At 68.5% G+C, this 25,977-nt stretch carries 29 protein-coding genes and 1 pseudogene; 4 read left to right on the top strand and 26 right to left on the bottom strand.

The genetic code is table 11. From position 1 onward, the window contains the following. Window positions 1-199 precede the first annotated feature (199 nt). Genes radA through WD271_01650 form a run of 3 tightly spaced genes read right to left on the bottom strand, consistent with a single transcriptional unit; the run spans window position 200 to window position 4,863 of the window. Complete coding sequence (gene radA, locus WD271_01660) at window positions 200-1,528, bottom strand: DNA repair protein RadA (GenBank protein MEX1006533.1); 1,329 nt, start codon at window positions 1,526-1,528, stop codon at window positions 200-202. Window positions 1,529-1,567: 39 nt separating this feature from the next. Then, complete coding sequence (locus WD271_01655; GenBank protein MEX1006532.1) at window positions 1,568-2,341, bottom strand: hypothetical protein; 774 nt, start codon at window positions 2,339-2,341, stop codon at window positions 1,568-1,570. Between the two features lie 29 nt (window positions 2,342-2,370). Further along, window positions 2,371-4,863: an ATP-dependent Clp protease ATP-binding subunit gene (locus WD271_01650; protein MEX1006531.1), complete on the bottom strand. Its 2,493-nt coding sequence runs from the start codon at window positions 4,861-4,863 to the stop codon at window positions 2,371-2,373. A gap of 198 nt (window positions 4,864-5,061) precedes the next feature. On the opposite strand from WD271_01650, the gene WD271_01645 reads away from it, so the two are divergent. Beyond that, entirely contained in the window at window positions 5,062-6,057 is a 996-nt protein-coding gene (locus WD271_01645; protein MEX1006530.1) for a polyprenyl synthetase family protein, read from the top strand. Window positions 6,058-6,108: 51 nt separating this feature from the next. Here WD271_01645 and WD271_01640 read toward each other — a convergent pair whose 3' ends face one another. Then, a complete protein-coding gene (locus WD271_01640; protein ID MEX1006529.1) occupies window positions 6,109-7,230 on the bottom strand; it encodes a mannosyltransferase family protein in 1,122 nt (373 codons plus the stop codon). Between the two features lie 116 nt (window positions 7,231-7,346). Between WD271_01640 and WD271_01635 the strand changes: the two genes are divergently transcribed. Together WD271_01635 and WD271_01630 are read left to right on the top strand one after the other, a co-directional pair. Further along, the gene (locus WD271_01635; GenBank protein MEX1006528.1) at window positions 7,347-7,775 is read left to right on the top strand and encodes a hypothetical protein; all 429 of its coding nucleotides are present in this window, start codon (window positions 7,347-7,349) and stop codon (window positions 7,773-7,775) included. Window positions 7,776-7,803: 28 nt separating this feature from the next. Continuing rightward, window positions 7,804-8,451, top strand: coding sequence for an SHOCT domain-containing protein (locus WD271_01630; GenBank protein MEX1006527.1), 648 nt, complete (start codon window positions 7,804-7,806; stop codon window positions 8,449-8,451). Here WD271_01630 and WD271_01625 read toward each other — a convergent pair. The 19 genes and pseudogenes from WD271_01625 to WD271_01535 form a co-directional block, all read right to left on the bottom strand. Next, the gene (locus WD271_01625; protein MEX1006526.1) at window positions 8,448-8,765 is read right to left on the bottom strand and encodes a hypothetical protein; all 318 of its coding nucleotides are present in this window, start codon (window positions 8,763-8,765) and stop codon (window positions 8,448-8,450) included. The two genes, WD271_01630 and WD271_01625, sit on opposite strands and share 4 nt — an antisense overlap. A gap of 5 nt (window positions 8,766-8,770) precedes the next feature. Then, window positions 8,771-9,532, bottom strand: a complete 762-nt coding sequence (locus WD271_01620) for a type III pantothenate kinase (protein MEX1006525.1) — start codon at window positions 9,530-9,532, stop codon at window positions 8,771-8,773. A 6-nt stretch (window positions 9,533-9,538) separates the two neighbouring features. After that, window positions 9,539-10,423 carry a carboxylating nicotinate-nucleotide diphosphorylase gene (nadC, locus tag WD271_01615; GenBank protein MEX1006524.1) on the bottom strand — a complete coding sequence of 295 codons (885 nt, stop codon included), beginning with the start codon at window positions 10,421-10,423 and terminating at the stop codon, window positions 9,539-9,541. Beyond that, the gene (gene nadB, locus WD271_01610; GenBank protein MEX1006523.1) at window positions 10,420-11,997 is read right to left on the bottom strand and encodes an L-aspartate oxidase; all 1,578 of its coding nucleotides are present in this window, start codon (window positions 11,995-11,997) and stop codon (window positions 10,420-10,422) included. Before nadB ends, nadC begins: the two co-directional genes overlap by 4 nt. Window positions 11,998-12,030: 33 nt before the next feature. Then, on the bottom strand, window positions 12,031-12,408 hold the full coding sequence (gene panD, locus WD271_01605; protein MEX1006522.1) for an aspartate 1-decarboxylase: 378 nt from the start codon (window positions 12,406-12,408) through the stop codon (window positions 12,031-12,033). Window positions 12,409-12,495: 87 nt separating this feature from the next. After that, window positions 12,496-13,338: pseudogene (gene panC, locus WD271_01600) on the bottom strand (pantoate--beta-alanine ligase). After that, window positions 13,335-14,171 (bottom strand): DUF2520 domain-containing protein, encoded by an 837-nt coding sequence (locus WD271_01595; protein ID MEX1006521.1) that lies wholly within the window; start codon window positions 14,169-14,171, stop codon window positions 13,335-13,337. Before WD271_01595 ends, panC begins: the two are co-directional and overlap by 4 nt. A gap of 39 nt (window positions 14,172-14,210) precedes the next feature. Beyond that, window positions 14,211-14,708 carry a 2-amino-4-hydroxy-6-hydroxymethyldihydropteridine diphosphokinase gene (gene folK / locus WD271_01590; GenBank protein ID MEX1006520.1) on the bottom strand — a complete coding sequence of 166 codons (498 nt, stop codon included), beginning with the start codon at window positions 14,706-14,708 and terminating at the stop codon, window positions 14,211-14,213. Between the two features lie 9 nt (window positions 14,709-14,717). Further along, window positions 14,718-15,068 carry a dihydroneopterin aldolase gene (gene folB, locus WD271_01585; GenBank protein ID MEX1006519.1) on the bottom strand — a complete coding sequence of 117 codons (351 nt, stop codon included), beginning with the start codon at window positions 15,066-15,068 and terminating at the stop codon, window positions 14,718-14,720. 7 nt (window positions 15,069-15,075) lie between these two features. After that, window positions 15,076-15,615: a hypothetical protein gene (locus WD271_01580; protein ID MEX1006518.1), complete on the bottom strand. Its 540-nt coding sequence runs from the start codon at window positions 15,613-15,615 to the stop codon at window positions 15,076-15,078. After that, the gene (gene folP / locus WD271_01575; GenBank protein MEX1006517.1) at window positions 15,612-16,472 is read right to left on the bottom strand and encodes a dihydropteroate synthase; all 861 of its coding nucleotides are present in this window, start codon (window positions 16,470-16,472) and stop codon (window positions 15,612-15,614) included. The genes WD271_01580 and folP overlap by 4 nt, the downstream gene beginning before the upstream one ends. Before the next feature lie 61 nt (window positions 16,473-16,533). Further along, window positions 16,534-17,514 carry a flippase-like domain-containing protein gene (locus tag WD271_01570; protein ID MEX1006516.1) on the bottom strand — a complete coding sequence of 327 codons (981 nt, stop codon included), beginning with the start codon at window positions 17,512-17,514 and terminating at the stop codon, window positions 16,534-16,536. Window positions 17,515-17,582: 68 nt separating this feature from the next. Continuing rightward, a complete protein-coding gene (folE, locus tag WD271_01565; protein MEX1006515.1) occupies window positions 17,583-18,194 on the bottom strand; it encodes a GTP cyclohydrolase I FolE in 612 nt (203 codons plus the stop codon). A 208-nt stretch (window positions 18,195-18,402) separates the two neighbouring features. Further along, entirely contained in the window at window positions 18,403-18,945 is a 543-nt protein-coding gene (gene hpt / locus WD271_01560; GenBank protein ID MEX1006514.1) for a hypoxanthine phosphoribosyltransferase, read from the bottom strand. A 10-nt stretch (window positions 18,946-18,955) separates the two neighbouring features. After that, complete coding sequence (gene tilS, locus WD271_01555) at window positions 18,956-19,849, bottom strand: tRNA lysidine(34) synthetase TilS (GenBank protein ID MEX1006513.1); 894 nt, start codon at window positions 19,847-19,849, stop codon at window positions 18,956-18,958. 56 nt (window positions 19,850-19,905) lie between these two features. Beyond that, window positions 19,906-20,994 carry a zinc-dependent metalloprotease gene (locus WD271_01550; GenBank protein MEX1006512.1) on the bottom strand — a complete coding sequence of 363 codons (1,089 nt, stop codon included), beginning with the start codon at window positions 20,992-20,994 and terminating at the stop codon, window positions 19,906-19,908. Then, window positions 20,991-21,227 carry a hypothetical protein gene (locus WD271_01545; GenBank protein MEX1006511.1) on the bottom strand — a complete coding sequence of 79 codons (237 nt, stop codon included), beginning with the start codon at window positions 21,225-21,227 and terminating at the stop codon, window positions 20,991-20,993. The genes WD271_01550 and WD271_01545 overlap by 4 nt, the downstream gene beginning before the upstream one ends. 74 nt (window positions 21,228-21,301) lie before the next feature. Beyond that, window positions 21,302-21,529 carry a mycothiol system anti-sigma-R factor gene (gene rsrA, locus WD271_01540; protein MEX1006510.1) on the bottom strand — a complete coding sequence of 76 codons (228 nt, stop codon included), beginning with the start codon at window positions 21,527-21,529 and terminating at the stop codon, window positions 21,302-21,304. Window positions 21,530-21,535: 6 nt separating this feature from the next. Continuing rightward, window positions 21,536-22,147 carry a sigma-70 family RNA polymerase sigma factor gene (locus WD271_01535; GenBank protein ID MEX1006509.1) on the bottom strand — a complete coding sequence of 204 codons (612 nt, stop codon included), beginning with the start codon at window positions 22,145-22,147 and terminating at the stop codon, window positions 21,536-21,538. A 184-nt stretch (window positions 22,148-22,331) separates the two neighbouring features. Between WD271_01535 and WD271_01530 the strand changes: the two genes are divergently transcribed. Continuing rightward, on the top strand, window positions 22,332-23,177 hold the full coding sequence (locus tag WD271_01530) for a phosphatase PAP2 family protein (GenBank protein MEX1006508.1): 846 nt from the start codon (window positions 22,332-22,334) through the stop codon (window positions 23,175-23,177). Window positions 23,178-23,211: 34 nt separating this feature from the next. On the opposite strand, the gene WD271_01525 is transcribed toward WD271_01530, so the two are convergent. From WD271_01525 to WD271_01515, 3 genes are all read right to left on the bottom strand, one after another. After that, the gene (locus WD271_01525) at window positions 23,212-24,105 is read right to left on the bottom strand and encodes an EAL domain-containing protein (GenBank protein ID MEX1006507.1); all 894 of its coding nucleotides are present in this window, start codon (window positions 24,103-24,105) and stop codon (window positions 23,212-23,214) included. A gap of 83 nt (window positions 24,106-24,188) precedes the next feature. Beyond that, window positions 24,189-24,611 carry a cyclic nucleotide-binding domain-containing protein gene (locus tag WD271_01520; GenBank protein ID MEX1006506.1) on the bottom strand — a complete coding sequence of 141 codons (423 nt, stop codon included), beginning with the start codon at window positions 24,609-24,611 and terminating at the stop codon, window positions 24,189-24,191. A 70-nt stretch (window positions 24,612-24,681) separates the two neighbouring features. Further along, window positions 24,682-25,812, bottom strand: a complete 1,131-nt coding sequence (locus WD271_01515; GenBank protein MEX1006505.1) for a hypothetical protein — start codon at window positions 25,810-25,812, stop codon at window positions 24,682-24,684. Between the last annotated feature and the right edge of the window lie 165 nt (window positions 25,813-25,977).

Raw genomic sequence — 25,977 nt, 5'->3', positions numbered from 1 at the left:
AACCGCAACCCCTGCCCCGCCGTGGGCTGCAACACCGCCTGATACGTCCGAAACAACCCCCAACCCTAAACACCGGGTACGACACTCATGCTCAAGAACGCCTCGGGGTGCCCAGCACGCCAACGCCACCAGAGCCGTCGCAGGCGCTGGGTGCGGGAACCGCTCGGTCCGGCCGCGCAAACAAATCCGAGGTGAGCCGTTACCCGAGGCCCCGCGCCAACGCTTCCGACACGTCGTGCACCGGGACGACATAGAGTCCGGGCCGTAGTCGCGCGGACGGTGGCGCGAGCGCGTGCGTGAAGCCGAGACGCGCGGCTTCGTCGAGCCGGCGCTCGAGCTGCGCGACGGCACGCACCTCGCCGCCCAGGCCGATCTCGCCGATCGCGACCGTGCCCTCGACGACCGGCTGCTTCAGTCGCGCGCTCCCCATCGCGAGCGCGAGCGCGAGATCAGCGCCGGTCTCGGTGACACGCAGGCCGCCGGCCACGCTCGCGTAGACCTCGGCCTTCGCGGTGTTCACTCCGCCGTGTTGATCGAGCACCGCGAGCAGCATCGCGAGGCGCGCGGGATCGATGCCGGCTGCGAAGCGCCGAGGAGACAGGGAGTCGGGAGCGAACAGGGCCTGCACCTCGACGAGCAACGGACGGGTTCCTTCGAGCACCACGGCGACCGCGGAACCGGGCGCGCCGGCACGCCGATCGAGGAGGAACCGTGATGACGCGTCGGGAACGTCGACGAGCCCACGCGCGGTCATCTCTAACAATCCGAGCTCGTGCGTGCGCCCGAACCGGTGCTTCAACGCGTGCAACATTCGCAGCGCGTGGCCGCGGTCGCCGTCGAAGGCGAGCACCGTGTCGACGACGTGCTCGAGCACGCGCGGCCCCGCGAGCGTGCCTTCCTTGGTGACGTGACCCACGAGAACGGTCGAGAGCGCTCGCTCCTTCGCCAGTTGCACGAGCCGGTAGGCACAGTCGCGGACCTGGGTGACCGAGCCTGGAGCACCGGGAAGGTCGGGATCGAGGACGGTCTGGATCGAGTCGAGCGCCAGCACGTCGGGCTGCACCGACTCGACGTGCGCGAGCACGTGGGGAAGCGATGTTTCCGACACCACCAGCAGCTCGCGCGCGAGCGAACCGAGGCGCTCGGCCCGCAGACGGACTTGCGCGCACGACTCCTCCGCGGTGACCAGCAGGCACCGTGCTCCCCGCTCGGCCATGCGCCCGAGTGCCTGGAGCAGGAGCGTGCTCTTCCCCATCCCGGGCTCGCCGGTGAGCAGCGTGACCGAGCCGGGCACGAGCCCACCGTCGAGCACGCGATCGAGCTCGGGAAGGCCGGTAGGCCGCGCGACCGCGGTGTGCGTGCTGACGTCGCACATCGGCACCGGAGCGCTGGCAGCCGTGAGACCTGCGCGGGCCACCGGCTGGGTGCATTCCACGAGCGTGCCCCACGCCTCGCAGGCGGGGCACCGCCCCAGCCAGCGCGGCGACTCACAGCCACACTCTCCGCAGCGGTGCACGGTCTTGCTCATGCCCGGACGGTACGTGAGGGGTATGACACCCATGCGGCGCTACCGCATTGTCTCGCCGTCGCGCGCGTGCACGTCGAAGCGGTGGATCGGTCCGCGGGCGCGCCGGCGGCGCCTCCCAACGAGGAGCGCGACGATCGCGAGGACGACGAGCACGGCCGCGAGCCCGAGCAGCGCGAGGCGGCGGGTGTTCAGAATCGAGGTGGACAAATCGATCGGTACCCGTTGTCCCGCGACCCCGTTGATGGTCGTACTCGAACCGTCGGGGAAGTTCACGACCACGCTCACCGACACCGCATTCCGGAGCTCCGCGAGCAACGACTGGTCGATCGCGTTCACGTCCACCTGCTGGTTGGTGAGCGCGGCCACGAGATCCGGGTCGGCGGCGACACCCGTCCCGATCGCGGCGAGGTCGATCGCGCCGGTCACGCCATAGTTCGTCGACGCCGCGCCACGATCCCGGGTCGCCCGGACGTCGCGCAACGGACCGTTCGCCCCGCTGATCTCCGTGATGATCCCCGCCACCCGGTCGGGCGACGAGAACGGCTTCGACAGCTCGATCTGCGCGGTGCCCGCGTCGCTCCGCACCCATGGGGACACGGTCCATCCCGCGGCGGTGACGTCATCCAACCGCACGCGGTCCTCGAGCTTGCCGCCGCCCACCTCCGCCTCCCCCACCGCCTCGGCGTCGAGCGTGGCGCGCACCGTGACGACGCCGCTGCCGTCGTCGTGGAGGTCGATCGTCACTGCGGTATCCACCTTGCAACCCGTCAAGAGCGCGACGAGCGCGACGAGGAGAACCAGCAGACGCTTCACGATGGGATGACGCGATCGAGAAAGAGGCGTCAGCTTCCTTCAGACCCGCTACCCGCGAGCTCCACGGGCGGGGGCTCGATCCCCTCGATGGCGCGGAAGACGATCTCTCCGTCGAGCACATCGACGATGATCGTCTCGCCGGCGTGGAATTCCTTCCACAGGATCTTCTCGGAGAGCGGGTCCTCCACCAGGCGCTGGATCACCCGGCGCAGCGGCCGAGCGCCGAGCGCCGGGTCGTAGCCCTTCTCGGCGAGGAGCATCTTCGCGTCGTTGGTGAGCTCGAGCCCGAGACCCTGGCCGTCGAGCTGTTCCTGCACCCGCTGGATGAGCAGGTCGACGATCTCGGTGACCTCAGCCAATGTGAGCTCGTTGAAGACGATCACCTCGTCGATGCGGTTCAGGAACTCGGGCCGGAAGCTGCGCTTGAGCTCCTCGATGACCCTGTCCTTCATCCTCTCGTAGGTGACCGCTTCGTCGGCGCGCCCGAACCCGACCGACGCCTTGCGCAGGTCGGCGGTACCGAGGTTCGACGTCATGATGATCACCGTGTTCTTGAAGTCGACCGTGCGACCCTGCGCGTCGGTGAGGCGCCCGTCTTCCAGGATCTGGAGGAGCGTGTTGAACACGTCGGCGTGCGCCTTCTCGATCTCGTCGAAGAGTACGACGGAGAACGGCTTGCGTCGCACGGCCTCGGTGAGCTGCCCACCTTCGTCGTAGCCGACGTAGCCCGGAGGCGAACCGACCAGCCTCGACACGGTGTGCTTCTCCATGTACTCGCTCATGTCGAGCTGGATCAGCGCCTTCTCGTCACCGAAGAGGAACTCAGCGAGCGCTTTGGCGGTGTAGGTCTTGCCGACACCCGAAGGCCCGAGGAAGATGAACGAGCCCGACGGGCGCTTCGGGTCCTTCAGACCCGCGCGCGTGCGGCGGATCGACTGCGACACTGCGCGGATCGCTTCGTTGTGCCCGATGATCTTCTTGTGCAGCTCGTCTTCCATGCGGAGGAGCCTGGCGGTCTCCTCCTCGGTGAGCTTGTACACGGGGATGCCGGTCCAGAGCGCGAGCACCTCGGCGATGGATTCCTCGGTGACTTCGTTGAAGAGGTCGACACCCTCGGAGCGCCACTCGCTCTCCTTGCTGGTGCGCTGATCGAGCAATTCCTTCTCGCGGTCGCGCAGGTTCGCGGCGCGTTCGAACTGCTGAGCCTCGATCGCGGCTTCCTTGTCCTTCCGCGTGGCCGCGATCTCGTCCTCGAGCTCGCGGTAGTCGGGCGGTGCCTGCATGCGACGGATGCGCAGGCGCGATCCGGCTTCGTCGATGAGGTCGATCGCCTTGTCGGGCAGGTGACGGTCGGAGATATAGCGGTCGGCCAGGTTCGCCGCGGCCACGACCGCCTGGTCGGTGATCGTGACCCGGTGGTGCTGCTCGTACCGGTCGCGCAGCCCCTTGAGGATCTCGATCGTGTGCGCGACCGTGGGCTCCTCGACCTTGATCGGCTGGAACCGGCGCTCGAGCGCGGCGTCCTTCTCGAGGTGCTTGCGGTACTCGTCGAGCGTGGTCGCACCGATCGTCTGGAGCTCACCACGCGCGAGCATCGGCTTCAAGATGCTCGCGGCGTCGATCGCACCCTCGGCCGCGCCCGCACCGACGAGTGTGTGCAGCTCGTCGATGAACAGGATGATGTCGCCGCGCGTGCGGATCTCCTTCAACACCTTCTTGAGGCGCTCCTCGAAGTCGCCGCGGTAGCGGGAACCGGCGACCAGCGCGCCGAGGTCGAGCGTGTAGAGCTGCTTGCCCTGGAGCGTCTCCGGCACGTCGCCGCCGACGATGTCCGACGCGAGACCTTCGACGATCGCGGTCTTGCCCACGCCCGGCTCGCCGATCAGCACCGGGTTGTTCTTCGTGCGTCGCGACAGCACCTGCATGACGCGCTCGATCTCCTTCTCGCGCCCGATCACCGGGTCGAGCTTCTTGTCGCGCGCGAGCTGTGTGAGGTTGCGGCCGAACTGGTCGAGCACGAGCGAACCCGAGGGCTGCGCCTCGCCCGAGCCCGTGCCGCCCTGCGGCGCGCCTTCCTTCGACCCGGCGTAACCGGAAAGGAGCTGGATGACCTGCTGGCGGACGCGCGACAGATCGGCGCCGAGCTTCACGAGCACCTGCGCGGCAACACCCTCACCTTCACGGATGAGACCGAGGAGGATGTGCTCCGTGCCGATGTAGTTGTGGCCGAGCTGGAGCGCCTCACGCAGGGACAGCTCGAGCACCTTTTTCGCGCGAGGAGTAAACGGGATGTGACCCGACGGGGCGGTCCCGCCGTGGCCGATGATCTCCTCCACCTGGGCGCGCACTGCCTCGAGCGAGATACCGAGGGACTCGAGCGCCTTGGCGGCGACCCCTTCCCCTTCGTGGATCAGGCCGAGCAGGATGTGCTCGGTCCCGATGTAGTTGTGGTTGAGCAGGCGCGCCTCTTCCTGCGCCAGGACGACCACTCGGCGGGCTCGATCGGTGAAGCGCTCGAACACGGTACTGATCCGCCTCTCGTCAGTCGGATAGACGTCTCGCGTCGGTTGGGGAACCGGCGCCAGATGCCATGCGGGCAGTGTAATCGGCCATCCCCCGGCGATCTTGACGACAAGCGTCTCGTCGAAGGGAAACCGATTGTTCACACTGTCAGCGTTCTCGGGTTGGAGAATGTTCCCGCTGCTGCGTAGCGTGGTTGCATGACAGGGTCGGGAGCAGCTGCACACCCGGCCCCAGCCGTGGAACTGGCGCCGCTCACCCATGATCTCTCGAGGGTCGAGGATGCGCTCCGTGGCGCCGTCCGGACGGCCGATCCCTTCCTCGCCGACGTCGCAGCACACCTGATCGAAGCCGGCGGGAAGCGCATCCGACCCACGCTGGCGCTCTGTGCCACCTACGCGTGCAGCTCGGCGACCCCGGCGAGCGATGCCGCGATCACGGGCGCGGTGGCGGTCGAGCTGGTCCATCTCGGCTCTCTCTACCACGACGACGTCATCGACGAGGCGGAGACCCGACGGGGTGTGCCGAGCGTCAACGCCCGGTGGAGCAACATCGTCGCGATCCTCGCCGGCGACTTCCTGCTCGCACGCGCGTCGTCGCTCGCGGCATCGCTCGGTGCCGACATCGCGGGCTTGCTCGCCTCCACGATCGGCGAGCTGTGCCGCGGGCAGGTGCACGAGTTGCAGCATCTCTTCGATGTCGAGCGCGATGAGGACGGCTACGAGTCGACGATCGAGGGCAAGACGGCGGCGTTGTTCGCGACGTCGTGCCGGGTCGGCGGCATGGTCGCTCGCGTCCCCGACCCCACGCTCGACGGGCTCACGCGCTTCGGTCGTCACCTGGGTATGTGCTTCCAGATCGTCGACGACGTCCTCGACCTCACCGCCAGCGAAGCCGCGCTCGGCAAGCCCGCGGGCCAGGATCTCCTCGAAGGCGTCTACACGCTGCCGGTCATCTACGCGTTGCGCGAGTCGCCGGAGCTGCGCGATCTGCTGGGTCAGCCGATCGACCAGGAGCACCTCGGCGAGGTCCGTCGGATCGCAACGAGCAACGGCGCGGTCGACGCCGCGCTCGGTGTCGCACGTGACCACGCGGTGAAGGCACGTGACGCGCTCGACGGGGCGGAGGGTCTCGACCCCGAGGTCTGCGAGGAGCTCGGCCGCCTCGTCGACGGCCTGGTCACGCGCGAGCGTTAGGAGCGAGCGGCCGCGAGCCGGGTACCCCGGCTCGCAGAGAGCGACCCATGGTTAGGGCACGTAGAGGCTCAGCGCTGCGAGCGTGCCGTAGAGCAGCATCAGCGCACCGGCTGCGGTGAACGCCAGCGTTTCCTGGCGACGCGTGTGAAAGATCATTGCCACCACGATGATGAGCGGGAATGCGTTGAACGCGTAGCGCTCGAACGAATCCAGGTTGTGCGACGACAGCGCGATGATCACCGTCGCGGCCGAGAACAACCCGTACGAGGCCGGCAGGCGCCGGAACGTCACCACCACCAACGCGACCGCAACGACCGCCCAGCCCACGTGGAACAGCGGTCCGATGCGGTCGTGGTCGAAGAACTCCGACAGCGCGTTCGCGATCCCGGTCACCGGGTCGACGGTCTTGCCGCGATGCACCGCGAGCGCCTGGATCCGGTAGGGCTCCAGGAAGTCGCCCGTGCGGTCGAGCGTCCAGAGGAGGTAGGCGAGCGTGCCGATCGGTGGTCCTGCGACCGCCACCACGCGCTCGGCGCGGCCTCGCACGTCCGCGTTTCGGAAGCCTCGCGATGCTTCGAACGCGGCCGAGATCGCGATCAGCACCCCGAGCGGTCGGGTCAATGCTGCAAGTGCACCGAACAGCCCGGCGGCGGCGAAGCGATCGGTGCGGAGCATGAGAAAGGTCGCGACCGCGAGCAGGAGGAACGTCGGTTCCGCGTAACCCCAGACCATCACGAAGGCGGCGGGAGCGATGCACCCGAACCATGCGGCTCGGCGGGCGAGGTCGACGTCGCCGGTCTCACGCTGTACGAGGTGATGCAGGAGGACCACGAAGCCGAGGGAACACACGTTGGCCAAGAGGACGAGCGCGACCGTCGTCGATCCCGGTGTCACGAAATTGAGCGCCTTGCTGGCAAGCGGGTACAGCGGGAAGAACCGGTACGAATCGGCATCGGCCGCATATCCGGCTCGTGCGATCAACTCGTAGAACTCGCCGTCCCAACCGATGAGGCTGAGATCGTTGCGATGCCCGATTGCACGCTGGGGGAAGTCGTCGACGATGAACTTCGCGCCCGCAAGGCTCGCCGCCACGATGAGGCGGGCCAGGACCCACGCCGGGAGGGAGTCTCGAAGTGCGAGCGGGCAGCGTTTCCAGATCTCCGCGACTCGCACGGCCGGTCACTGTAACGGTGGGTCGTTCACGCAGTTGTGACGTGTGTCCCTCGAACCGCGCGCTCAGCGTGCGTACCCTGCTGCGGAACGAGGTACCCAGAGTCAGGAGCACCACGATGGGACTGTTCGACAAGGTCAAGGGCGCCAAGCAGCAGGCAGCGGACGCGATGCAGCAAGCCACAGCGATGCAGCAGACCGCCGGAGCCCAGACCGGTGGCCTCCCCGGAGCCGACACTCCGGGCATGGGCGGGCAGGACATGGCCAAGATGGCCGCTTACTCTCAGATGGTCAACAAGATCGCGACGTCGGGTGTCGAGGCGCCGGGCGTGATCCATTCGATCCGTGCCGCCGGTACCCCCGACTTCAGCGGCACCACGATGACCGAGTTCGACGTGACGATCCGTCCCGAGGGCGGTGAGCCGTACCAGACCACGATCGAGCAGGGCATGCTGCCGTTCCAGATGGAGGGCATCTCCGAGGGCATGGCGATCGTCGTGAAGTACGACCCCGACAACACGCAGGCCGCGATCATCCACAGCTGGTAGCGCGAGAAGCGGAGTAGGGAGCACCGACATGGGCCTCTTCAAGGATGCGAAGGACGCGCTCAAGGGCGCGAAGGAGCTCGGTGACTACCACGGCGGCACGCCATCGGTGGAGGGCTCGGTCCAGGACATCAAGGCCGTCACCGACGACCGCGGCCAGAACGAGATCCTCGAGAACGGTACGCCCGCGAAGGCCGTCGCGCTCGGCTTCGCGCTCCCGTCGGCCACCGAGAAGTTCGCGATGCAGATCGAGCTCGAGATCCACCCGTCAAACGGTGAGCCCTACACGGTCACCTACGTCTACCCGTCGGCGCGGCAGAAGGCCGCCCTGTCGGCCGGCATGGAAGTACCTGTGAAGATCAGCGCCAACGACCCGATGCAGGTCGCGGTGCAGTGGGACGCGCTCAAGGGATCGATCGCCGCCTCCGGTGGCGAGATGAACGCGGTCATGCAGGGCTTGCAGAACACCTACGCCGGTACCGCCGACGCGGCCGGGCGCGCGTATCTCGCGGGCAGGGAGGCAGGCCAGGCCGAAGGTGGAGCAGCGCGCGCGCCAGCGCCGGTCGATGCGAACGATCCCGCCGAGCGGATGAAGAAGCTCACGCAGATGCGCGACGCGGGGTTGATCAACGCGGTGGAGTTCGAGTCGAAGAAGGCCGAGATCCTCGCCGATCTCTAACGACCTGATCCGAGGCGAGCGAGCTCCTCGCGCACCTGCCGCTGCGCCTGGCCGATCATGGTGACCGCGGTGTTCACCTCGCCCTCGGGCCGGAACGTGACCGCGAGACGGTAGAGCGTCTTCGCGAAGCCGAACATCATGATCTTCATGGTCGTGGTCGTGACGTTCGCCTCGTAGACGAGCGTGTCGTACGACTCGTCCTTCAGCTTGTAGCCGGCGTCACTCAGAACTCGAGGGGGCTGCGCGCGCCACGCGTTGCGATTCGCAGCGTCGTCGCCCGACAGCGTGAACGTGATCTTGGTCTCGTCAGCCACAGGTCTCAGCTGTTGCGCTCGTAGACGATGCGCAGGCCTTGGAGGGTGAGCCAGGGCTCGTAGTGCTGGATCGTGCGGGAGTGCGGGCTGATCAGCGTGGCGAGGCCGCCGGTGGCAACCACCGTGCACATCCCGAGCTCCGCCTGGAAGCGGTCGACGAGTCCGTCGACCTGGCCGCTGTAGCCGTAGACCACGCCGGACTGGATCGCCTCGATCGTCGACTTGCCGATGACGTTCTTCGGCGAGACGAGCTCCACCCGGCGCAGCATCGCCGCGCGCTCGAACAGCGCGTCCAGCGAGATCTCGATGCCGGGAAAGATCGCGCCGCCGAGGTACTCGCCCTTGTCGCTCACGGCGTCGACGGTGTTCGCGGTGCCGAAGTCGACGATGATCGTGGGCCCGCCGTAGAGGTCGTAGGCGCCGATCGCGTTGGCGATCCGGTCGGCGCCGACGTTGTGCGGTTCGTCGTAGAGGATCGGCATGCCGGTGCGCACTCCGGCTTCGAGCACGAGGGCGGGGAAGCCGAAGTACCGCTCGCTCATCTCGCGGAGCGCAGCCGTGATCCGCGGTACGCCCGACCCGATCACCATGCCCGTGACCGGCTGGTCGGCGGTGCCGTGGAACGCCAAGAACTGTTGGAACATGAGCGCGAGCTCGTCGGACGTGCGTTCCGAGATCGTCGCGATCCGCCAGTTGTCGATGATCTCCCGGTCCGAGAAGAGACCGATCACCGTGTGTGTGTTCCCGCAGTCGATGGCGACGAGCACGGCGAGCTACCTTCCTCCCAATTCGATGTCGGGTGCGATGTCGGGTGCGATGTCGAAGGCGATATCCAGCGCAGGCGCCGACTGCGTGATCACGCTCGTCGAAATCGCATCGGCGCCGGCGCCGGCGTAGGAACGCACGTTCTCGAGCGTCACACCCCCTGACACTTCGACCAAAACCGTTGCGCCGGCCGATGCGCGGACGAGAGCGACGCACTCGCGCACCTCGTCGGGCGCCATGTTGTCGAGCAACACCATGCTCGCTCCGGCACTGACCGCTTCTTCGACCTGGGCGATGCGGTCGCACTCGACCTCGACGGCACGGCCCGACCACATGCTGTGCGCGTGCCGCACCGCTTCGGTGATCCCGATGCCCGCGAGGTGATTGTCCTTCAGCAGGACGAAGTCGGACAATGAGCTGCGGTGGTTCACCCCTCCACCGGCACGCACCGCCGCCTTCTCGAGCGAGCGCAGGCCGGGCAACGTCTTCCGCGTGTCGAGAATGCGGGTCTGTTCACCGGCGGCGAGCACGAAGCGGTGTGTGGCAGTGGCGACACCCGACAGGTGGCAGAGGAAGTTCAGCGCGGTGCGTTCACCCGTGAGCACCGACCGCAAGGGTCCCGCGACATGGCCGATCTTGGCCCCGGTGCCCGCGAGGCCGCCATCGTCGACCAGCCATTCGACGCGGACTTCGGAATCGAGCTGCGCGAAGACCTCGCTGGCACAGCCGGTTCCGGCGATCACCCCGTGTGCGCGCGCGACGACGTCGGCAACGGCACACGAGTCGGGCGGCACGAGTGCCGCAGTGACGTCGCCGAGCGGGCCGAGATCCTCGGCGAGCGCGCGTGCGACCGCGTCTCGAACATCGGCGATCGGCGCGGCGAACGAGCTCATGTCGTGCGACCAGCCGCGGCGAACAGCGGCACGAAGTCGGGACCTGCGCCGGCAAAGACGAAGCGGCCCAGGTACTCGGGCGACGTGCCAGGGTAGTCGGAGCGGGTGTGCGTGCCGCGCGACTCACAGCGTGCCGCGGCCGCGTGCACCAGAGCAGAGCTCACCGCGAGGAGATTGGCCTCCTCGATGCCGGTAGGCGACATCGCAGCAAGAGCAGCCGCGGCGCGGTCGAGGCTCTCGGCGCTGCGGACCACTCCCGCGTCGCGGGTCATCACGCGTTGGAGCTCGTCGCGCATGGGTGCACTCATGGGTGTACCAGTGGACAGATCGGGCACGGAGGCGGCGCGGGACCCCGGCGGGTCGGGGCGGATGCCGCGGAGCACACCAGTGGAGTCGGGAGACGCCTTCCCACGCGCGATCGCCTCCACGACCCGCGCGGCAAACACCAGGTTCTCGAGCAGCGAGTTCGAGGCGAGCCGGTTCGCGCCATGCACGCCGGTGCACGCAGCCTCACCGCACGCCCACAACCCGGGAAGCGTCGTCGCGCCGTCGAGATCCGTGCAGACGCCGCCGCACAGGTAGTGGGCAGCCGGGGCCACCGGAAGCCAGTCGCGCGTCGGGTCGAGACCTACGATCTCGCACGCGCGCCAGATCGTGGGGAAACGCGCCTCGAAGCCAACGATCCGCGTGCCATCGAGCCAGAGGTGGTCGAGCCCACGCTCGTTGAGGCGCCGGCTGATCGCGCGTGCGACGACGTCGCGCGGCGCGAGGTCGGCGAGCGGGTGCTCGCCCGCCATGAACGCCTCGCCCTTGTCGTCGCGCAGGACCGCACCCTCGCCGCGCAACGCCTCCGAGAGGAGCGGGCGCGGCATCGACGGGTGGTGCAGCGCAGTGGGGTGGAACTGCATGAACTCGAGGTCGGCAACCGCGACACCGGCGCGCAGTGCCATTGCCACACCGTCGCCGGTGGAGAGCCGCGGGTTGGTGGTAACCGCGAAGCACTGACCGGCGCCTCCGGTTGCGATGACAGTGTGCGGCGCCCGCAACACGTGCTCGGTGCCGCGGCCGTCGACCGCGACCACGCCCGCGGCGCGGCCGTTGTCGACGAGGAGCTCGGTGACGAGCCATCCTTCCAGCACTTCGGCTCCGGAATCCTGCACCGCGACCGCGAGCGCTCGCTCGATCTCGGCGCCGGTCGCGTCGCCACCTGCGTGTACCACGCGCGGGACCGAGTGCCCGCCCTCGCGGGCGAGCGCGAGCGAGCCGTCGACCACGTCGAAGCGCGCGCCGAGTGCCATGAGCTCGCGGACACGAGTGGGCCCCTCGGCTGCGAGCACGCGGACCGCATCGGGATCGTTGAGCCCGCCCCCGGCGGCGAGGGTGTCGGAGCCGTGCAACTCGGGCGAGTCGTCGTCTTCGACGAGCGCGGCGGCGACGCCGCCTTGCGCGTAGCGAGTGGCCGACCAGCCGAGCTCGCCCTTCGTGAGCACGGTGACGGACAGGCCGGCGTCGCGGGCCCGCACCGCGGCGGACAGACCCGCTCCGCCGCTGCCGAGTACGAGGACGTCAGTCATGGGTGAGGTATGACTCTGATCCGGCGCGCTCGGTTACGGCGCAACGTCTCGCACATGGGGGACGGACTGGACGGTCGGCCGGTTCTCCTCGTCGACATGCACGACGATCGGTTCGTAGGCCTCGATCTCCGCTTCGTTGTAGTGCGCGTAGCTGATAACGATGACTTTGTCGCCGGTGTGGACGAGCCGCGCCGCGGCGCCGTTGATGACGACGTCGCCGGGGCCACCACGGATGACATAGGTCTCGAACCGCGCGCCGTTGTCGATATCGAGGACGTGCACCTGCTCGTGCTCCATGAGGTCGGCGAGCTCCATCAGCCGCGGGTCGAGCGTGATTGATCCGACGTAGTCGAGGTCAGCGCCGGTGATCGTTGCCCGATGGATCTTCGACTTCATCATGATCCGGTGCATCAGTCGTCCTCACTTTCCCGCTCTCGGCGCTCGGCTCTGGCTCGTTGTCGTGACGACACCCTCGTCGACGGCAATCGTGTCGCCGTCGAGCGAGATGGTGACGTTGTCGATGAGACGAGTCTTGCCGACGAACGCAGCGAGTGCGATCAAGGTGTCGTGTTCGATCCGGTCGACCGGCTGCAGCGTGGCCGCGTCGACGAGCTCGGCGTAGCCGACACGAACCGCCGGTTCGGAGGCGAGAGTTTCCACGAGAATCTCGCGCACGGCGCGAGCATCGCGCTCGCCGGAGACCACCGCATCGGTAGCGGCGCGGAGCGATCGGATGAGCACTGCGGCGCGTCGGCGATCGTCGGAAGAGAGGTACAAGTTCCGGCTCGACATGGCAATCCCGTCGGGCTCGCGCACCAACGGGCAGCCGACCACGTGCACCGGAAGGTCGAGGTCGGTGGCCATGCGGCGGACAACCGCGAGCTGCTGCGCATCCTTGCGTCCGAAGTAGGCGGTGCACGGCCCGACGATCGAAAACAGCTTCGCGACGATGGTGGTGACGCCATCGAAGTGGCCGGGCCGGCTCGCGCCGCACAGGCCGTCGGTGAGATCAGCCACGTGCACGCTTGTCCGCGCAGCTTCTGGGTACATCTCGGCGACGCTCGGCACGAACAGCACGTCGACGCCTTCCGCGATCGCGACCGCGGTGTCTGCGTCGAGGTCGCGCGGATACGCGTCGAGGTCCTCAGTGGGTGCGAACTGGGTGGGGTTCACGAACAAGCTCACCACGACCGCGTCGTGTGCCGCGCGTGCCGTACGCATCAGCGAACGGTGGCCCTCGTGGAAGAAACCCATGGTGGGCACGAAGCCGACCGTGCCGCCGCGCGCCCGAACGTCGTCGCACACCGCACGGACGTCGGCGCTCGTCTCGACCGTGATCACGTGTCATCCTCGAGCGCGTGGCGCAACGCAGGATCGTCACGGCCGGCAAGCCGGCGCGCTTGCTCCGCGAGCGCGCGATAAGCGCTCCGTTCGTCGTCGGGCAGCGCGTCGAGGTGACGCAGCACGGTGTCGACGTCACCCCGAGCGACAGGCCCGGTGAGCGCACTCTCGGGACCGAGCGCCTCGACGTTGTCGAGCGTCGCCCGCACGAGAGGCAAGAGCGCGGCCGGTGGCACACCGACGGCGTCCGCGATGCGGGTGGCTTGCCCGAGCAGCGCGACGAGATGGTTGGAAGCAACGGTCGCGGCCGCGTGGTATGCGACGCGGTCGGCGTCGCGTACCCGGAACGGTCGCATGCCGAGTGAGATCGCGAGCCGCTCGACCTCGGGCGGGCCGTCGACTGCGCACCACGAGCCCGCCAGCCGCGCAAGGCCGGCGTCGACCGACGGAAACGACTGGAGGGGATGGAGCGAGCCGAGCTCGACGTCGGGCCGGGCAACGCGCAGCTTGTGGAGCTCGTCGAGGGTGCAGGCGCCGGAGAGGTGCAGCACGAGCGCGCCGGAGCGCAAGCCCGGCGCGATCGCGGCGGCGGTCTCGGCGATCGCCGCGTCGGGTACGGCGACGAGCACGAGATCGGCGTCGACGCCGGCCGCGACGACATCCCGCGCTGGAGCGCCGAGAAGCTCCGCGGCGCGGAGCACCGACGGTGCGTCGGGCGCGCGTCCGGCGATCGCGATCGGAGTCCACCCGCGCAGGGTCATCGCGACCGCGAGCGTGGTGCCGGCGCGACCAGGCCCCACGAGGGCGAAGGCGCGCTGCGTGTGATCGAGCACGTTGACCTCTTCGTTCCAGCCCCGCCTCGGGGTGCCGGACTACTCGGGCAGCCGCAACTGTACCCCTGCCGGCCTCACATCTGCGCAGCCGGTCGTTCGGTCGGGGGGTATCGACGCGGCCCACTCGGGGGCGAGATCGGAGAGCGGCACGAGCACGAATGCTCGTTCCTTCAGGCGTGGGTGCGGCACGACGAGATCGGGCTCGTCGACCACCTCGTCGCCGACGAGGAGCACGTCGACGTCGAGTGTGCGCGGTCCCCAGCGCTCGGCTCGCACACGGTGCTCGCCGGCCTCGAGCCGCTGGGCGATGTTCAGCAGGTCGCGGGGGGTGAGCCCGGTGCCGAGCGCGACGACCGCGTTCAGATAGTGGTCCTGTGACGGGCCGCCCACCGGTGCCGTCTCATAGACGGGCGACACCGCGACCACCTCGATCCCCGGCGTGCCTGCGAGCCCGTCGACCGCGGCCTGGAGGTGTGCGAGCCGATCACCCAGGTTCGACCCGAGCCCCAGGTATGCCCGCCCTCTCCGTTCAGGCACGGAGCCGGGTCACCGCTCGATGCACACGGCCACGTGGTCGACCATCGCGCGCACCAGCGGATGGAGCTTGCGCACCGTCACCGCGACCGAAGTGACGCGCTCGTCCACGCTGCACACTTCGGCGATGCGTGCCGCGAGTCGTTCGAGCAGCTGGTAGCGCTCCGACGCGACAACTCGGCTCACCGCTTCCGCCACTGCCGCGTAGTCGACGGTGTCGTCGAGTGCGTCGCTCTCTCCGGCGGCCTCCAGGTCGACCGTGAGCTCGACGTCGACCTCGAACGGCTGCGGACGCGTCTGCTCCTCGGGCAGCACTCCGTGCACACCCAGCTCACGCAACCCTGCGATGACGATCGTGCCCATCGTGTGCTCAGCTCCGCGCGCGATGACCGCTGGCCGAACTCCCGACGATTCCCTCTTCGACGGTGACGGCCACGACCTCGCGCGCCATCGACCCGAGCTGCCGTCCGGTAATGCGTTCGATCACGACGACCGCGTGCGGTCCTTCGGTGACGTATCCCGCGTACAGGAGGTAACCGGCGAGAACGCCGAGCAGCCGATCGCCGAACTCCTCGTGGTGGATCAGCACCCGCTCGCGTGGGATCGCCAACCACGAGTTGAGCGTGCCGTAGAGCACGGGCAACCGGTCGGACCACTCGTCGTGACGACCGAGGGGCACGTGCGCGTGGGGGACACCCGCTTCCTCGTAGGCGTGCAGGTTGTGGGGCGAGTCGAGGATCGTGAGCACGTGGGTGAAACCGTGACCGATGAGCCAGATCAACTCCTCCTGGCGGCGCACCTTGCGGTGGTTCCGCGCGAACCCGCCGGGGCGTTCCGAGGCCGCGAGCCGGTCCTTGATGACCCAACAGAACGCGCGCGGCTCGAGCCCCTGCGCCCACCGGCCCTTCATGCGGCCGCCTGCATGTCGATCGCGCGCATTTCGGACCAGAGTCGCACCGCGTCGACCGCGGGGCGTACCGCGTGGACACGCACGATCCCGACGCCGTGGTCGAGAGCCCAGACGATGGTGGCGAGCGTGCCATCGTCGCGATCGGCGGGCGGCGCACCGGCAGGCAGCGAATCGGCGAGCACCGAACCGATGAACGACTTGCGCGACGTACCGATGAGCACAGGAACGTCGACGCGCTCGACGAGCTCGGAGAGCCGTGCGAGCAGGGCAAGATTGTGCTGTGCCGTTTTGCCGAAGCCGATGCCCGGATCAGCACACAATGCGCGGGGATCGATGCCCGCCGCGCGCGCCGCGTCGAGCCGCTCGAGCAAGAACTCGCCCACGTCGTCGACGACGTCGCCGTAGCGCGGGTCGGTCTGCATGGTGCGCGGTTCGCCGCGCATGTGCATCACGACGAATCCCGCACGCATAGCGGCGACGACGGGGAGCATCTCTGGATCAGCAAGCCCGGCCGAGACGTCGTTGACGACCGTTGCACCGGCCTCGAGCGCGGCGACTGCGACCGCGGCCTTGGTGGTGTCGATGCTCACCGGTACTCCCGCCTCCGCCGCGAGCGCGGCAACAACCGGAAGGACCCGTGCACGCTCGTGGGCCTCGGCAACCGGTATCGCCCCCGGTCGCGTCGACTCTCCGCCGACGTCGAGCAGGTCGACCCCTTCGGCTACCAGCTCCAACCCGCGAGCGATCGCGGCGTCCGGATCGAGGTAGCGGCCGCCGTCGGAGAACGAGTCGGGCGTGACGTTGACGACACCCATCACCGCAGGACGTTCACCGCACACCGACGACCAACTGAACACTCAGGGCAGCGTACCGGCAGGGCAGCGGACGCGGGGGCGTCCGAATTGCCGGGATCCGCCCTCAGGCTGCCCCGGCGGCGGGCTCGGCGGCAGCCGGGTGGCGACGGCCGAACAGGATCGACGCCACCAGCCCGGCGGGCAGAGGAAGCCAGTAGGAGAACAGGCGGTAGAGCAGCGTCGCGAGCACCGCGTGCTCGGCGGACACGCCCGCGAGCGCGAGCACCCCCGTAAGTCCGGCCTCCACGAAGCCGAGGCCCCCGGGCGTGATCGGGATCATCGCAAGCGCGCTGGCGGCGACGAACGCGAGCAGCACCAGGATCAAATCCACGTGCGCGCCCACCGCGAGCAGGCTCGTCTCCAACGCGAGGAAGTCGAAGAGCTGGTTCCCGAACGACGCAGGCAGCGCCACCTTCCACGACGCGCTCAACGAGCTGCGCACGACGTTGCGCGACTCGAGGAGACGGTCGGCCATCGAGGTGGGTGATACGCGCTTCGGACGGACCAAATGCTGCACCCAGTCGAACATGTGCCCGATCCCGCGGATGACACGATCAGAGGTGAGGAGCACCGATCCCCCGCCGAGGAGGGCCGCGCCGAGCACCGCGGCGAGGATCGCACCGCGGAGCAGCTCGGAGCTCACCGCGAGGCCGAAGAGCATCGCCGGCAGCGCGAGCAGAGGAAGGACGAACAGCGTCGCGGTCGAGAGCAGCCCGACTGCGGTGAGCGCGGTCGTCGTGGTGGCCACCGGAAAGCCCGCGCGCGTGAGCATGCGGATCTGGAGCGCGCCGCCGGTGGCCGCGCCTCCGGGGAGTGCGTGGCTCAGCGCGTTGCCCGCGAGTTGCGACGTGCCGACGTCGAACCAGCCGTCGGTGTCGAGCGCGACCCGGATCAGCTCCCAGATACACACGAACGCGAGCGCTTCGAGCACGCCGATCGGAACGAACCACGCCGGGAACACACCTTCGAGCTGGGGCAGGCTCCCGAACGTCGCGATCAGGCTGGGGGCGACGATGTAGAGCGAGACGCCGGTGATCAGGAGCATGATGGCGCGCCCGACCAGCCTCCGCCCCCGAGGGAGTGCCGGCTGCGGCGCGGGAAGCGCCCGATCGCTCAGAGGCGGTTCCCCGGATGAGTGATGAGGCTCATCGCCTCGGCGCGCGTGGCCGCATTCGTCTTGAAGAGACCACGAACCGCGGAGGTAACCGTCAACGAGCCCGGCTTGTGCACGCCGCGCATCGACATGCAGAAGTGCTCGGCCTCGATCATGACGAGCACGCCGGTTGGCTTCAGCACGTCGACGAGCGCGTCGGCGATCTGCGTGGTCAGCCGCTCTTGAAGTTGTGGCCGCTTCGCGAAGCCGTCGATGAGTCGCGCAATCTTCGACAGCCCCGTGATCCGGCCGTCTTCGCCGGGGATGTACGCGACGTGCGCCCTCCCCGCGAATGGTACGAGGTGATGCTCACACATTGAATGCACAGTGATGTCGCGCACCATCACCATCTCGTCGTGCTCGGCCTCGAACGTTATTGTCAGGTGACGCGAGGGATCGTCATGGAGACCGGTGAAGATCTCGTCGATGAACATGTTGGCTATCCGCTGTGGAGTTCGCCGCAACCCGTCGCGGTCGGGATCCTCGCCGATCGCTTCGAGGATCTCGCGAACAGCCGCCTCGATTCGCTTCCTCGCTACAGCCGGGTCACTCCCCTCGTCTTCGTCGGTCACGCTGATCCTCCACGCTGTGGTTGCTCGGTTCGGCTCGCCGCCGCCGCACTCCTACGAGTGGGCGCGGGTGGTGAGCCGTCGGGGCGGTAGCGGCGCAGCTCGGTCACGGCGACTCCGGGAGGGGCGGGGTCACGCAAGGGTAGCGAATCTCCGGTGGCCGTCCGTCAGGTGGCAGTCCGTCAGGAGCTCAACTCGATGTCCGTTTCATTCACGCGGGTGCAGCTCCGGCGTACTCGGCGATGAAGGACAGGTTGCGGTAGCGCTCGCCGACGTCGAGGCCGTAGCCGACGACGAACACCGGCGGAATGCGGAACCCTACGTACTTCAGGTCGAGCTCGACGCGTTGCAGACCGTCCTTCACAAGGAGCGCGCACACCTCGAGCGATGCGGGATTGCGCGCGGCGAGGTTCTTGCGGAGGTATGCGAGCGTGAGGCCGGAGTCGACGATGTCCTCTACGATCAGCACGTGTCGGTCGGTGAGATCGAGATCGAGGTCCTTCATGATTCGCACGACGCCGCTCGATCGCGTCGCCGATCCGTACGACGACACCGCCATGAAGTCGAACTCGACCGGCAGGTCGATCGCGCGTGACAGATCGCTCATGAACACGAACGCGCCCTTGAGAACACCCACGAGCAGCGGCGGCCGACCCACGTAGTCGGACGTGATGTCCTTGCCGAGCTCGGCGACGCGATCTCTCAGCTCGACCTCGCCGACGATGATCCGGCCGACGTCCTCGCCCTCCTCCACCGCGGGGAACTTACTTCCCGCTCTCGGCGGCTGCGCCGCCGGGCCGCTCGAGGTGCAGTCGACCGGCGGCGCGGCGGACGGCCCGTCCACCACTCAGCTCGGTGGCACGATGCCGACCCGCAGCAACCTGCAGCACGCGCGTGACCTCGGCGCTCGACGGCGGCGGCGGACCGAGCCACTGCCGCACTGCACGTCGCGCGAGCACCGGCGAGAGCGCGGCAAGCGCGCGGGCCGACGTGCCGTCGGCTCCCGGCCACGCGGCCTGCGCCAGCTCGTCGAGAAAGGCCGACTCCTCGCGTAGGAGCTCCGCCTGGCGCGCGAGCACCGGGACCAGATCACGTCCGGCCACATCCGACAGCATGGGGAGGACCCGGCGTCGCACCGCGACCCGCCGGAATGCTTCGTCGTCGTTCATCGGGTCGTGCAGCACCGGAAGGCCGAGCGCCGCGCACAGCGCGGACGTCTCGGCGCGGCGGAAGCCGAGCAGCGGGCGTACGACGAAACCCCGGCGCGCGGGCATTCCGGACAGTCCCGTACCGGCGGCGCCGCGGAGGATGTTCAACAGCACGGTCTCGGCCTGGTCGTCGGTGGTGTGCGCGACGAGCACCGCAGTCGCGCCGTGCTCGACCCGTGCAGCCTCCAGCGCCTCGTACCGCGCGTCTCGCGCACGCTCCTCGAGATTTGATCCCGGTGGGATATCGACCGTGCGGGAGTCGAAGCGTGCTCCGAGCCGCGCCGCGAGCGCGGCGACGTGATCTCGCTCGCGGTTGCCGTCGGGCCTGATTCCGTGATCCACGTGGACGGCAATCGGGCCGAGCCCCGCATCGGCTGTGAGCGCCAGCAGTGCGACCGAATCAGTGCCGCCCGAACAGCCGACGACAACCGGGGGCTCGAGAGCAGCCACGGCGGCGGCGTACCGCTCCCGCCAGGGCGCGAGGGTGTGGCCCGGTTCGGACGCGGTCACGCGACCCGCGCGAGCCAGCTCTCCGGATCCTGCAGCTCGTCGAGCGACGGCAGCCATTCCGGTCCGCGCCACGCGGCGTCGATCGCGCGCGGTCCGCCGGCACGTTCCACCGCGGCCACGAAGGCCTCACCGACCTCGTATTGACGCATCTTCGAATCGAGACCGATCACCTTGTGCAGGATCGCGGCGAGGCCACCCGCTTGGCGGCGCGCGTGCAGCACGCGCGCCATGCGCGCTTGCCCGGCTACATGCTCCGCGCCCAGGTGGTTCATGACGCTGTTGCCATGGCCTTCGAGGAGCGACATGAGCGACTGCACACGCGCGAGCGCGCCCCGCTGCTCGTCGTTGGCAAGCAGTGCGACGAGCCCGCCGTCGTCGAGTGGATTGCGGCCGTTGCGTAGCTCCTCGGCCGCGCGGGCGAGCGCCTGCACGATGCGGCGCGGGTCGGGATCGATCGACGCCAGCGTGGCGTCGACCAGCGAGAGGTAGTAGGGCTTCATCCACGGCACCGCCGTGAACTGGGCCCGGTGCGTGCACTCGTGGATTGCGATCCAGAGACGGAAGTCACGCGGGCGAAAGGCGAACCGCTTCTCGAGCGCCAGGATGTTGCCGCCCACGTAGTAGACCGCGTCCGACGAGCCCTCCTCGTCGAGCACGAGCAGGTCGTACTGACCGAGCACGCGCTGCGCGAGGTAGCCGAGCAGCACGCCGGTCTCGGTACCCGCGATGCGGCGTCCGATCGGGGCAACCGGGCTGTTGGCCATGCGTTCTCCGACGCGCGCCGTGAGCGGTTCGAGCAACCGCCGCATCGACTGCACGTTCGCGGATACCCAGGACGCGCGGTCGACGACCTGTGCAGTCGCGAGACCCGGTGCGCGGAGTCCGGTGTGCTCGGCAACGAGCTGCTCGGCCTGCGCGGTCACCGAGAAGAAATCGGCGCGCAGCGACTCGGCAAGGTACGACGAGGAGAGGGGATCTCGCCCGGCGACGCGGCGGGCGACCCGCTCGGCGAGTACCCAGTCGAGGGGATCGAACGACGCCGGCGGCGGCCCGCTTGCGGCACCCGGCTGCGTCTCGAGCGTCACGTTTGCTTCTGCCCCCGCCACTTCGGGCGCAGGACGCGTACGTAGTAACCGACGGCCATCATCATCAACCAGCCAAGAAAGCTCAACGCGAGGATCGGCCCGATCCAGTAGAACCACTTGTACTGCTCGTCGGCCAGCACCGTCGTGGCCGCGCCCGCCGGCACCGAGAACGTCACGAGGAAGACCGCCACGAGCGCGGCGATGGACGGCACGTGGATTCGGGGCTTCTTCACGCGGACGACTTCCTCCGAGCGGGGATCCGGCTCATCGTAGAGCGAGCCATGCCAGTCACGTCATTCAGGCCGCGTCACTCGGGTGGGAGCCCGAGCTGTTCGGCGATGCGACGGCGAAGATCGGCGGGTGCATCGTCGCGGCACTTCAACGACACCACTTGGCGAAGCTCGATCTCGAAGTCGAATCCCTGCGCGCACGGCGGGCACTTGTCGAGGTGCCGCCTGATGGACCACCGGCGCCAGACCGTGAGCTCGCCGTCGAGATAGTGGTAGACGCGATACATCGCCTTGTCGCAGTCCATGGCTCCTTATCCCCCCGCTCCCCCTGCGCCTGCTGTTTCGGGCGCCGGTGCGGGCTCCGGCGGCACGAGACCACGCTCGCGACCGAAGTCCCACAACCGCTGCTGAAGCTGCTTTCTTCCGCGGTGTAGCCGGCTCATGACGGTGCCGATGGGCACATCCATGATCCCGGCGATCTCCTTGTACGAGAAGCCTTCGACGTCGGCCAGGAGCACGGCCATCCGGAACTGCTCGGGAAGCGACTCGAGTGCCTCCTTCACGACCTCGTCGGGGATGCTGTCGAGCACCTCCGTCTCCGGTGTGCGCCCGGCCTCGGCCGCCTCGAGCCCGCCCAGGCGCCGAAACAAGAAGAAGTCCTCCGTATCGTCGAGGTCGACCTCGTCGGGCCGGCGCTTCTTCGAGCGGTACGAGTTGATGAACGTGTTCGTGAGGATCTTGTAGAGCCAGGCCTTGAGGTTGGTGCCCTCCTGGAACCCGCCGAACCCCCGGTACGCACGCAGGTAGGTCTCCTGCACGAGATCCTCGGCATCGGGGGGATTGCGGGTCATCCGCAGCGCAGCCGAGTACAGCGCCGACATGTACGGCATCGCGAGGTCGGCGAAGTGCGCCTGATCAGCCATCAGTCCGCTCTCACTGCTCCGCAGCGGGCCGCTCGGGCCACGCTCGCGACGGCGCAGGATACCTGTGCCGCGAATGCTCGCTCCATCAGTCACACAGGGTACCGAGTGCCGGTGTGACCGACACCGTTCAAGGATCGGACCAACCGTGCCGAAGTTCAGGACTGATCGAGGGGCGGGGAAGGTCATGCCCGAACCCGAAACGCACACTTCGGTAGACGCCAGAGCTGAGGCTCCTTCGCCGCGGACCCGCACCATCCGCTTCGGCGGCGCGATGGAAGCCGTCGGCATCCTCTGGATCTACCTCGTCTACTCACAGCTGCGCGCGATGGCGGCCGGATCCGAGCAGCTCGCCTCACAGAATGCCCGCCGCCTGCTCCGGGTGGAGCAGTTCTTCGGCCTGTCATTCGAGCGCACGGTGCAAGAGCTCGCCCTGCGGGTGGACTGGGTCGTCGCCTTCTGGAACCTCTGGTACGGCACGGTGCACTTCGTCGCGCCAATCGCGGTGCTCATCATCCTGTGGCGCAAGACACCGGCGCGCTACGTCCGAATGCGCAACACGTTGCTCATCACGTTCGCGCTCGGGCTCGTGCTCTTCCGCTTCTTCCCGCTCATGCCGCCACGCCTGATGCCCCCGAGCTACCACTACGTCGACACCGGCCGTCAGTACTTCCACATCGACGCGGGTCTCCGGTCGGAGCTCGGCGCGGACGACCAGCCCACCACGTCGGACTTTGCGCAGGGCGCGAACGACTTCGCGGCGATGCCGAGCATGCACATCACGTGGTCCACGTGGGTCGTGCTCGCGCTGTGGCCGCTCGTGCGCCGCCGCCGCTTCCTCCAGACGCTGCTGGTGCTGTACCCGTTGTCGATCCTCGTTTGCGTCACGGTGACGGGGAACCACTGGTTCCTCGACGCGGTCGGCGGGTGGGTCGTGCTCGCGATGTCGTACCGGCTCGCGCTCGCGATCGAACGGGTCGGGATCGCGAGGCGTTCGGCTTCAGCGGCTGGGTCGTTCGTTCCGTCTTCCTGACGGTTCAGTAGACGGCTCTTCGATATCGGCGTTCTCAGGCGGGTTGCACTCTGTGCAGCAGCTGCTCGCGCCGCGCTTCTCTCGCGTCGCGGAGGAGAATCTCGATGTACTCCGGCGACTGCGGCCGGTGGAAGTAGTAGCCCTGCGCGAGATCGCAGCCACAGCGGCGCAGCTGATCGGCCTCCGAAGCGGTCTCCACCCCAACGGCGAGCACCCGGAACCCGAAGCGTTGTGCGAGCCGCACGACCGCGTGGACGAGCGCGGCGTCGTGCGCACCGGTGAACAGTCGCTCCAGGAGCCGCCGGTCGATCGCGATCACGTCGACGGAGAACTCCTCGAGCGCGACGAGCGACAGCAACAATCCGTCAGTGGCACCGACACGCCAGTTGCCCGGATCCGAAGCGTCGGCATCGGTTGCGGTGGCGTAGCCCGTCCCGAAGCCGTCGACGACGACCTGTGCGCCGAGGTGCTTCAGTGACTCGATACGCGCGCGGTTCCGAGTGATGTCGGCAAACAGCGTGCGTTCGCCGACTTCGAGTGCGAGGGCACCGGGTTCGAGATCGTTCTCACGTTGCGCGTGCGCGAGCTGCACGACCAGATCGTGGGCTTCGAAGTGGTTCCCGGACACGTTGACTGCGACCATGAGCGCGTTCCCAGGCGTGCGCGACCGCCAGGCGGCCGCCTGCCGCGCTGCCTCGTCGATCACGAAGCCGCCGAGGCGATCCCACATCTGGGTCTCCTCGACGGCCCCGAGAAAGTCGCCGGGCCACAGGAGTCCGCGGGTCGGGTGGTCCCACCGCAGAAGCGCCTCGACCCCAGCCAGCGTGCCGTCGTTCAGGTCGACGATCGGCTGGTACGCGAGCAGGAACTCGTCCCGGTCGAGGGCGCGCCGCAACTCTTCTTCGGCATCGGCAAACACAGGCGTCATGAGTGGCATCTCCATCGGGACCGAACCCGCAGTCTGAGGATCGGCAGGAGGGAGAGGCCGCTTGAGCGGGCCCCGCGGGGAAGCTAGCGGCCGACCTCGTCGAGGTCGGCGAGGCGCTTGGCCATGGCCGGAATGAGCTTCTGGGAGATCTCGGGCACCTCCGAGAGGAGACCGGCGAATTCCCGCTGGCCGATCACCTCGATCGACACCGCGGTCTTGGCCACAACGGTGGCCGTGCGGGGCCGGTGGTCGAGGAGGGCGATCTCGCCCACGTACGTGCCCGGTCCGCGGGTGGCGACGACGACGTCTCCCTTCCGGATCTCGATCTCACCGTCGAGCACGATGATGAACTCGTGGCCGGCCGCCCCTTCACGCACGAGGATTGTGCCCGCCGGCTCATCGAGCGGCGTCGCGAGCTGCGAGACGAGCTTCAGCTCCTTCTTGGACAGCCCCTCGAACAGCGGTACCTGTGCCAGCTGCTCCTCGATCCGGTCGTGACGGTCCATGCGGTTCCCTCCTGGGTGCGAACACCCGCAGTCTGCCCCAAACCCGCGTCGTCCCGCCTCACTGCCAGGGTCAGACGCCCTGGCAGAACCCGACCGCGTCGGTCTGCATCGTGCCGTCGGCGCAGCGCACGTTCGGGTTGGCGTGCGAGAACACGCCCTGCGGGCTCTCCCATCCGGGGACGACCCACGCGTGCACCATCCAGGTGGTCAAGACGAGCAGCCGTCCGCCGGCACCGCTGCACATCGCCGACGTCACGTCGGAGTCGGCGGGGAAGGGAATCTCGATCCCACCGGCGCCGTACTTGACACACACGTTCTGGTGACGATGCCAGTGGTCGTTCGGACCCGCGAAGCCCTCGGGTATCTGGCCGTTGAGCGACAGGTACATGAGCCCGACGATGCGCGACGTGTCGCTGATCCCCTCGTAGATCAAGGACCCGGGTGCACCAGGATCGAATCCACCGGAGGAGCCGCGCGTCAATACGTAGTGGGCGCCGGCTCCGGGGGCGAACTTGCCGGCCTGGATGTACCCGGCGGCCTTCGCGTCGGCGACGGTCGGGAACTCGAGCGCAACCTGGCGCGCGACGACCAGTTGGTGCGCGAGCGTGGCGCGCGTCGCGGCGGCGAGCGGTTGATCCGGTTGCAACTCCGCGGCCTCGTCGACATTGTGCGAGTGCGGAGCGACGCCCGCGACACTGGTAGTGGAAGTGGAAGTGTCGTGGGCGTGACTCTGACCGCTGCTCCCGCTCGCGAGCGCAGGGGTGAATCCGAGACTGGTGAGCGCGGTGACCGCGACACCAGTGGCCGCCACCGCGATCCAACCCATCGCCGCGTGCACGCGGCGTCTGACGAGGCCGTCGGAGATCAGCAGCAGGCCCCCCGCGATGGCGGTCGCCTCGAGCACGGTGCACAGCGCGTCGGGAAACGCGACCGGCTCGGGAGTGCCGTCGGTGCCGATCGCGATCCCGATCGTCCGTGACGCGACCCACACGACGACGATCGCGAAGTTGACCAGCACCGTGGTGACGACTGCGGTGCGCGACGGGCGCAGCACCAGCCAGCAGGCGAGCACGACCTGTGCCCAGGCGGCAACCGCGAAGAACAGACCGTGCGTCCACGACACGCCCGCGTGCTCCCCCATGGCACCGAAGTGGACCGCGGCGGCTCCCAGCATGAGCACCGCCATCGTCCATCGGACCACGACCCGAACCTCGCGAATGGGCTGCATGACAGGACCCCCGGCCTCGAAACGCTGCCGGACTGTAGACCCGCCCGGGCGATTCGGGCGATGTCTCCCGATCGGGAACTGTGGGCGCGGACCGCAACCATCACGCTGACGAGCGACCCGAACACCCGCGGGTTTTAA

The sequence above is a fragment of the Acidimicrobiia bacterium genome (genome assembly GCA_040880805.1).
GTDB lineage: Bacteria > Actinomycetota > Acidimicrobiia > IMCC26256 > DASPTH01 > DASPTH01.
Note: the sequence above shows the minus strand (reverse complement) of the source record. Positions and strands in the feature narration are given on the sequence as shown.

Excerpts from the sequence above, each read along its gene's own strand:
- WD271_01535 (MEX1006509.1), bottom strand. The coding sequence starts at position 22,147 with ATGGCTGATCAGGCGCACTTCGCCGACCTCGCGATGCCGTACATGTCG.
- rsrA (MEX1006510.1), bottom strand. The coding sequence starts at position 21,529 with ATGGACTGCGACAAGGCGATGTATCGCGTCTACCACTATCTCGACGGC.
- folB (MEX1006519.1), bottom strand. The coding sequence starts at position 15,068 with ATGGGCACGATCGTCATCGCAGGGTTGCGTGAGCTGGGTGTGCACGGA.
- WD271_01630 (MEX1006527.1), top strand. The coding sequence starts at position 7,804 with ATGGGCCTCTTCAAGGATGCGAAGGACGCGCTCAAGGGCGCGAAGGAG.
- WD271_01520 (MEX1006506.1), bottom strand. The coding sequence starts at position 24,611 with ATGGACCGTCACGACCGGATCGAGGAGCAGCTGGCACAGGTACCGCTG.
- WD271_01525 (MEX1006507.1), bottom strand. The coding sequence starts at position 24,105 with ATGACGCCTGTGTTTGCCGATGCCGAAGAAGAGTTGCGGCGCGCCCTC.
- radA (MEX1006533.1), bottom strand. The coding sequence starts at position 1,528 with ATGAGCAAGACCGTGCACCGCTGCGGAGAGTGTGGCTGTGAGTCGCCG.
- nadC (MEX1006524.1), bottom strand. The coding sequence starts at position 10,423 with ATGAGCTCGTTCGCCGCGCCGATCGCCGATGTTCGAGACGCGGTCGCA.
- panD (MEX1006522.1), bottom strand. The coding sequence starts at position 12,408 with ATGCACCGGATCATGATGAAGTCGAAGATCCATCGGGCAACGATCACC.
- WD271_01635 (MEX1006528.1), top strand. The coding sequence starts at position 7,347 with ATGGGACTGTTCGACAAGGTCAAGGGCGCCAAGCAGCAGGCAGCGGAC.
- WD271_01570 (MEX1006516.1), bottom strand. The coding sequence starts at position 17,514 with ATGCTCCTGATCACCGGCGTCTCGCTCTACATCGTCGCCCCCAGCCTG.
- WD271_01530 (MEX1006508.1), top strand. The coding sequence starts at position 22,332 with ATGCCCGAACCCGAAACGCACACTTCGGTAGACGCCAGAGCTGAGGCT.
- WD271_01645 (MEX1006530.1), top strand. The coding sequence starts at position 5,062 with ATGACAGGGTCGGGAGCAGCTGCACACCCGGCCCCAGCCGTGGAACTG.
- nadB (MEX1006523.1), bottom strand. The coding sequence starts at position 11,997 with ATGACTGACGTCCTCGTACTCGGCAGCGGCGGAGCGGGTCTGTCCGCC.
- WD271_01580 (MEX1006518.1), bottom strand. The coding sequence starts at position 15,615 with ATGAAGGGCCGGTGGGCGCAGGGGCTCGAGCCGCGCGCGTTCTGTTGG.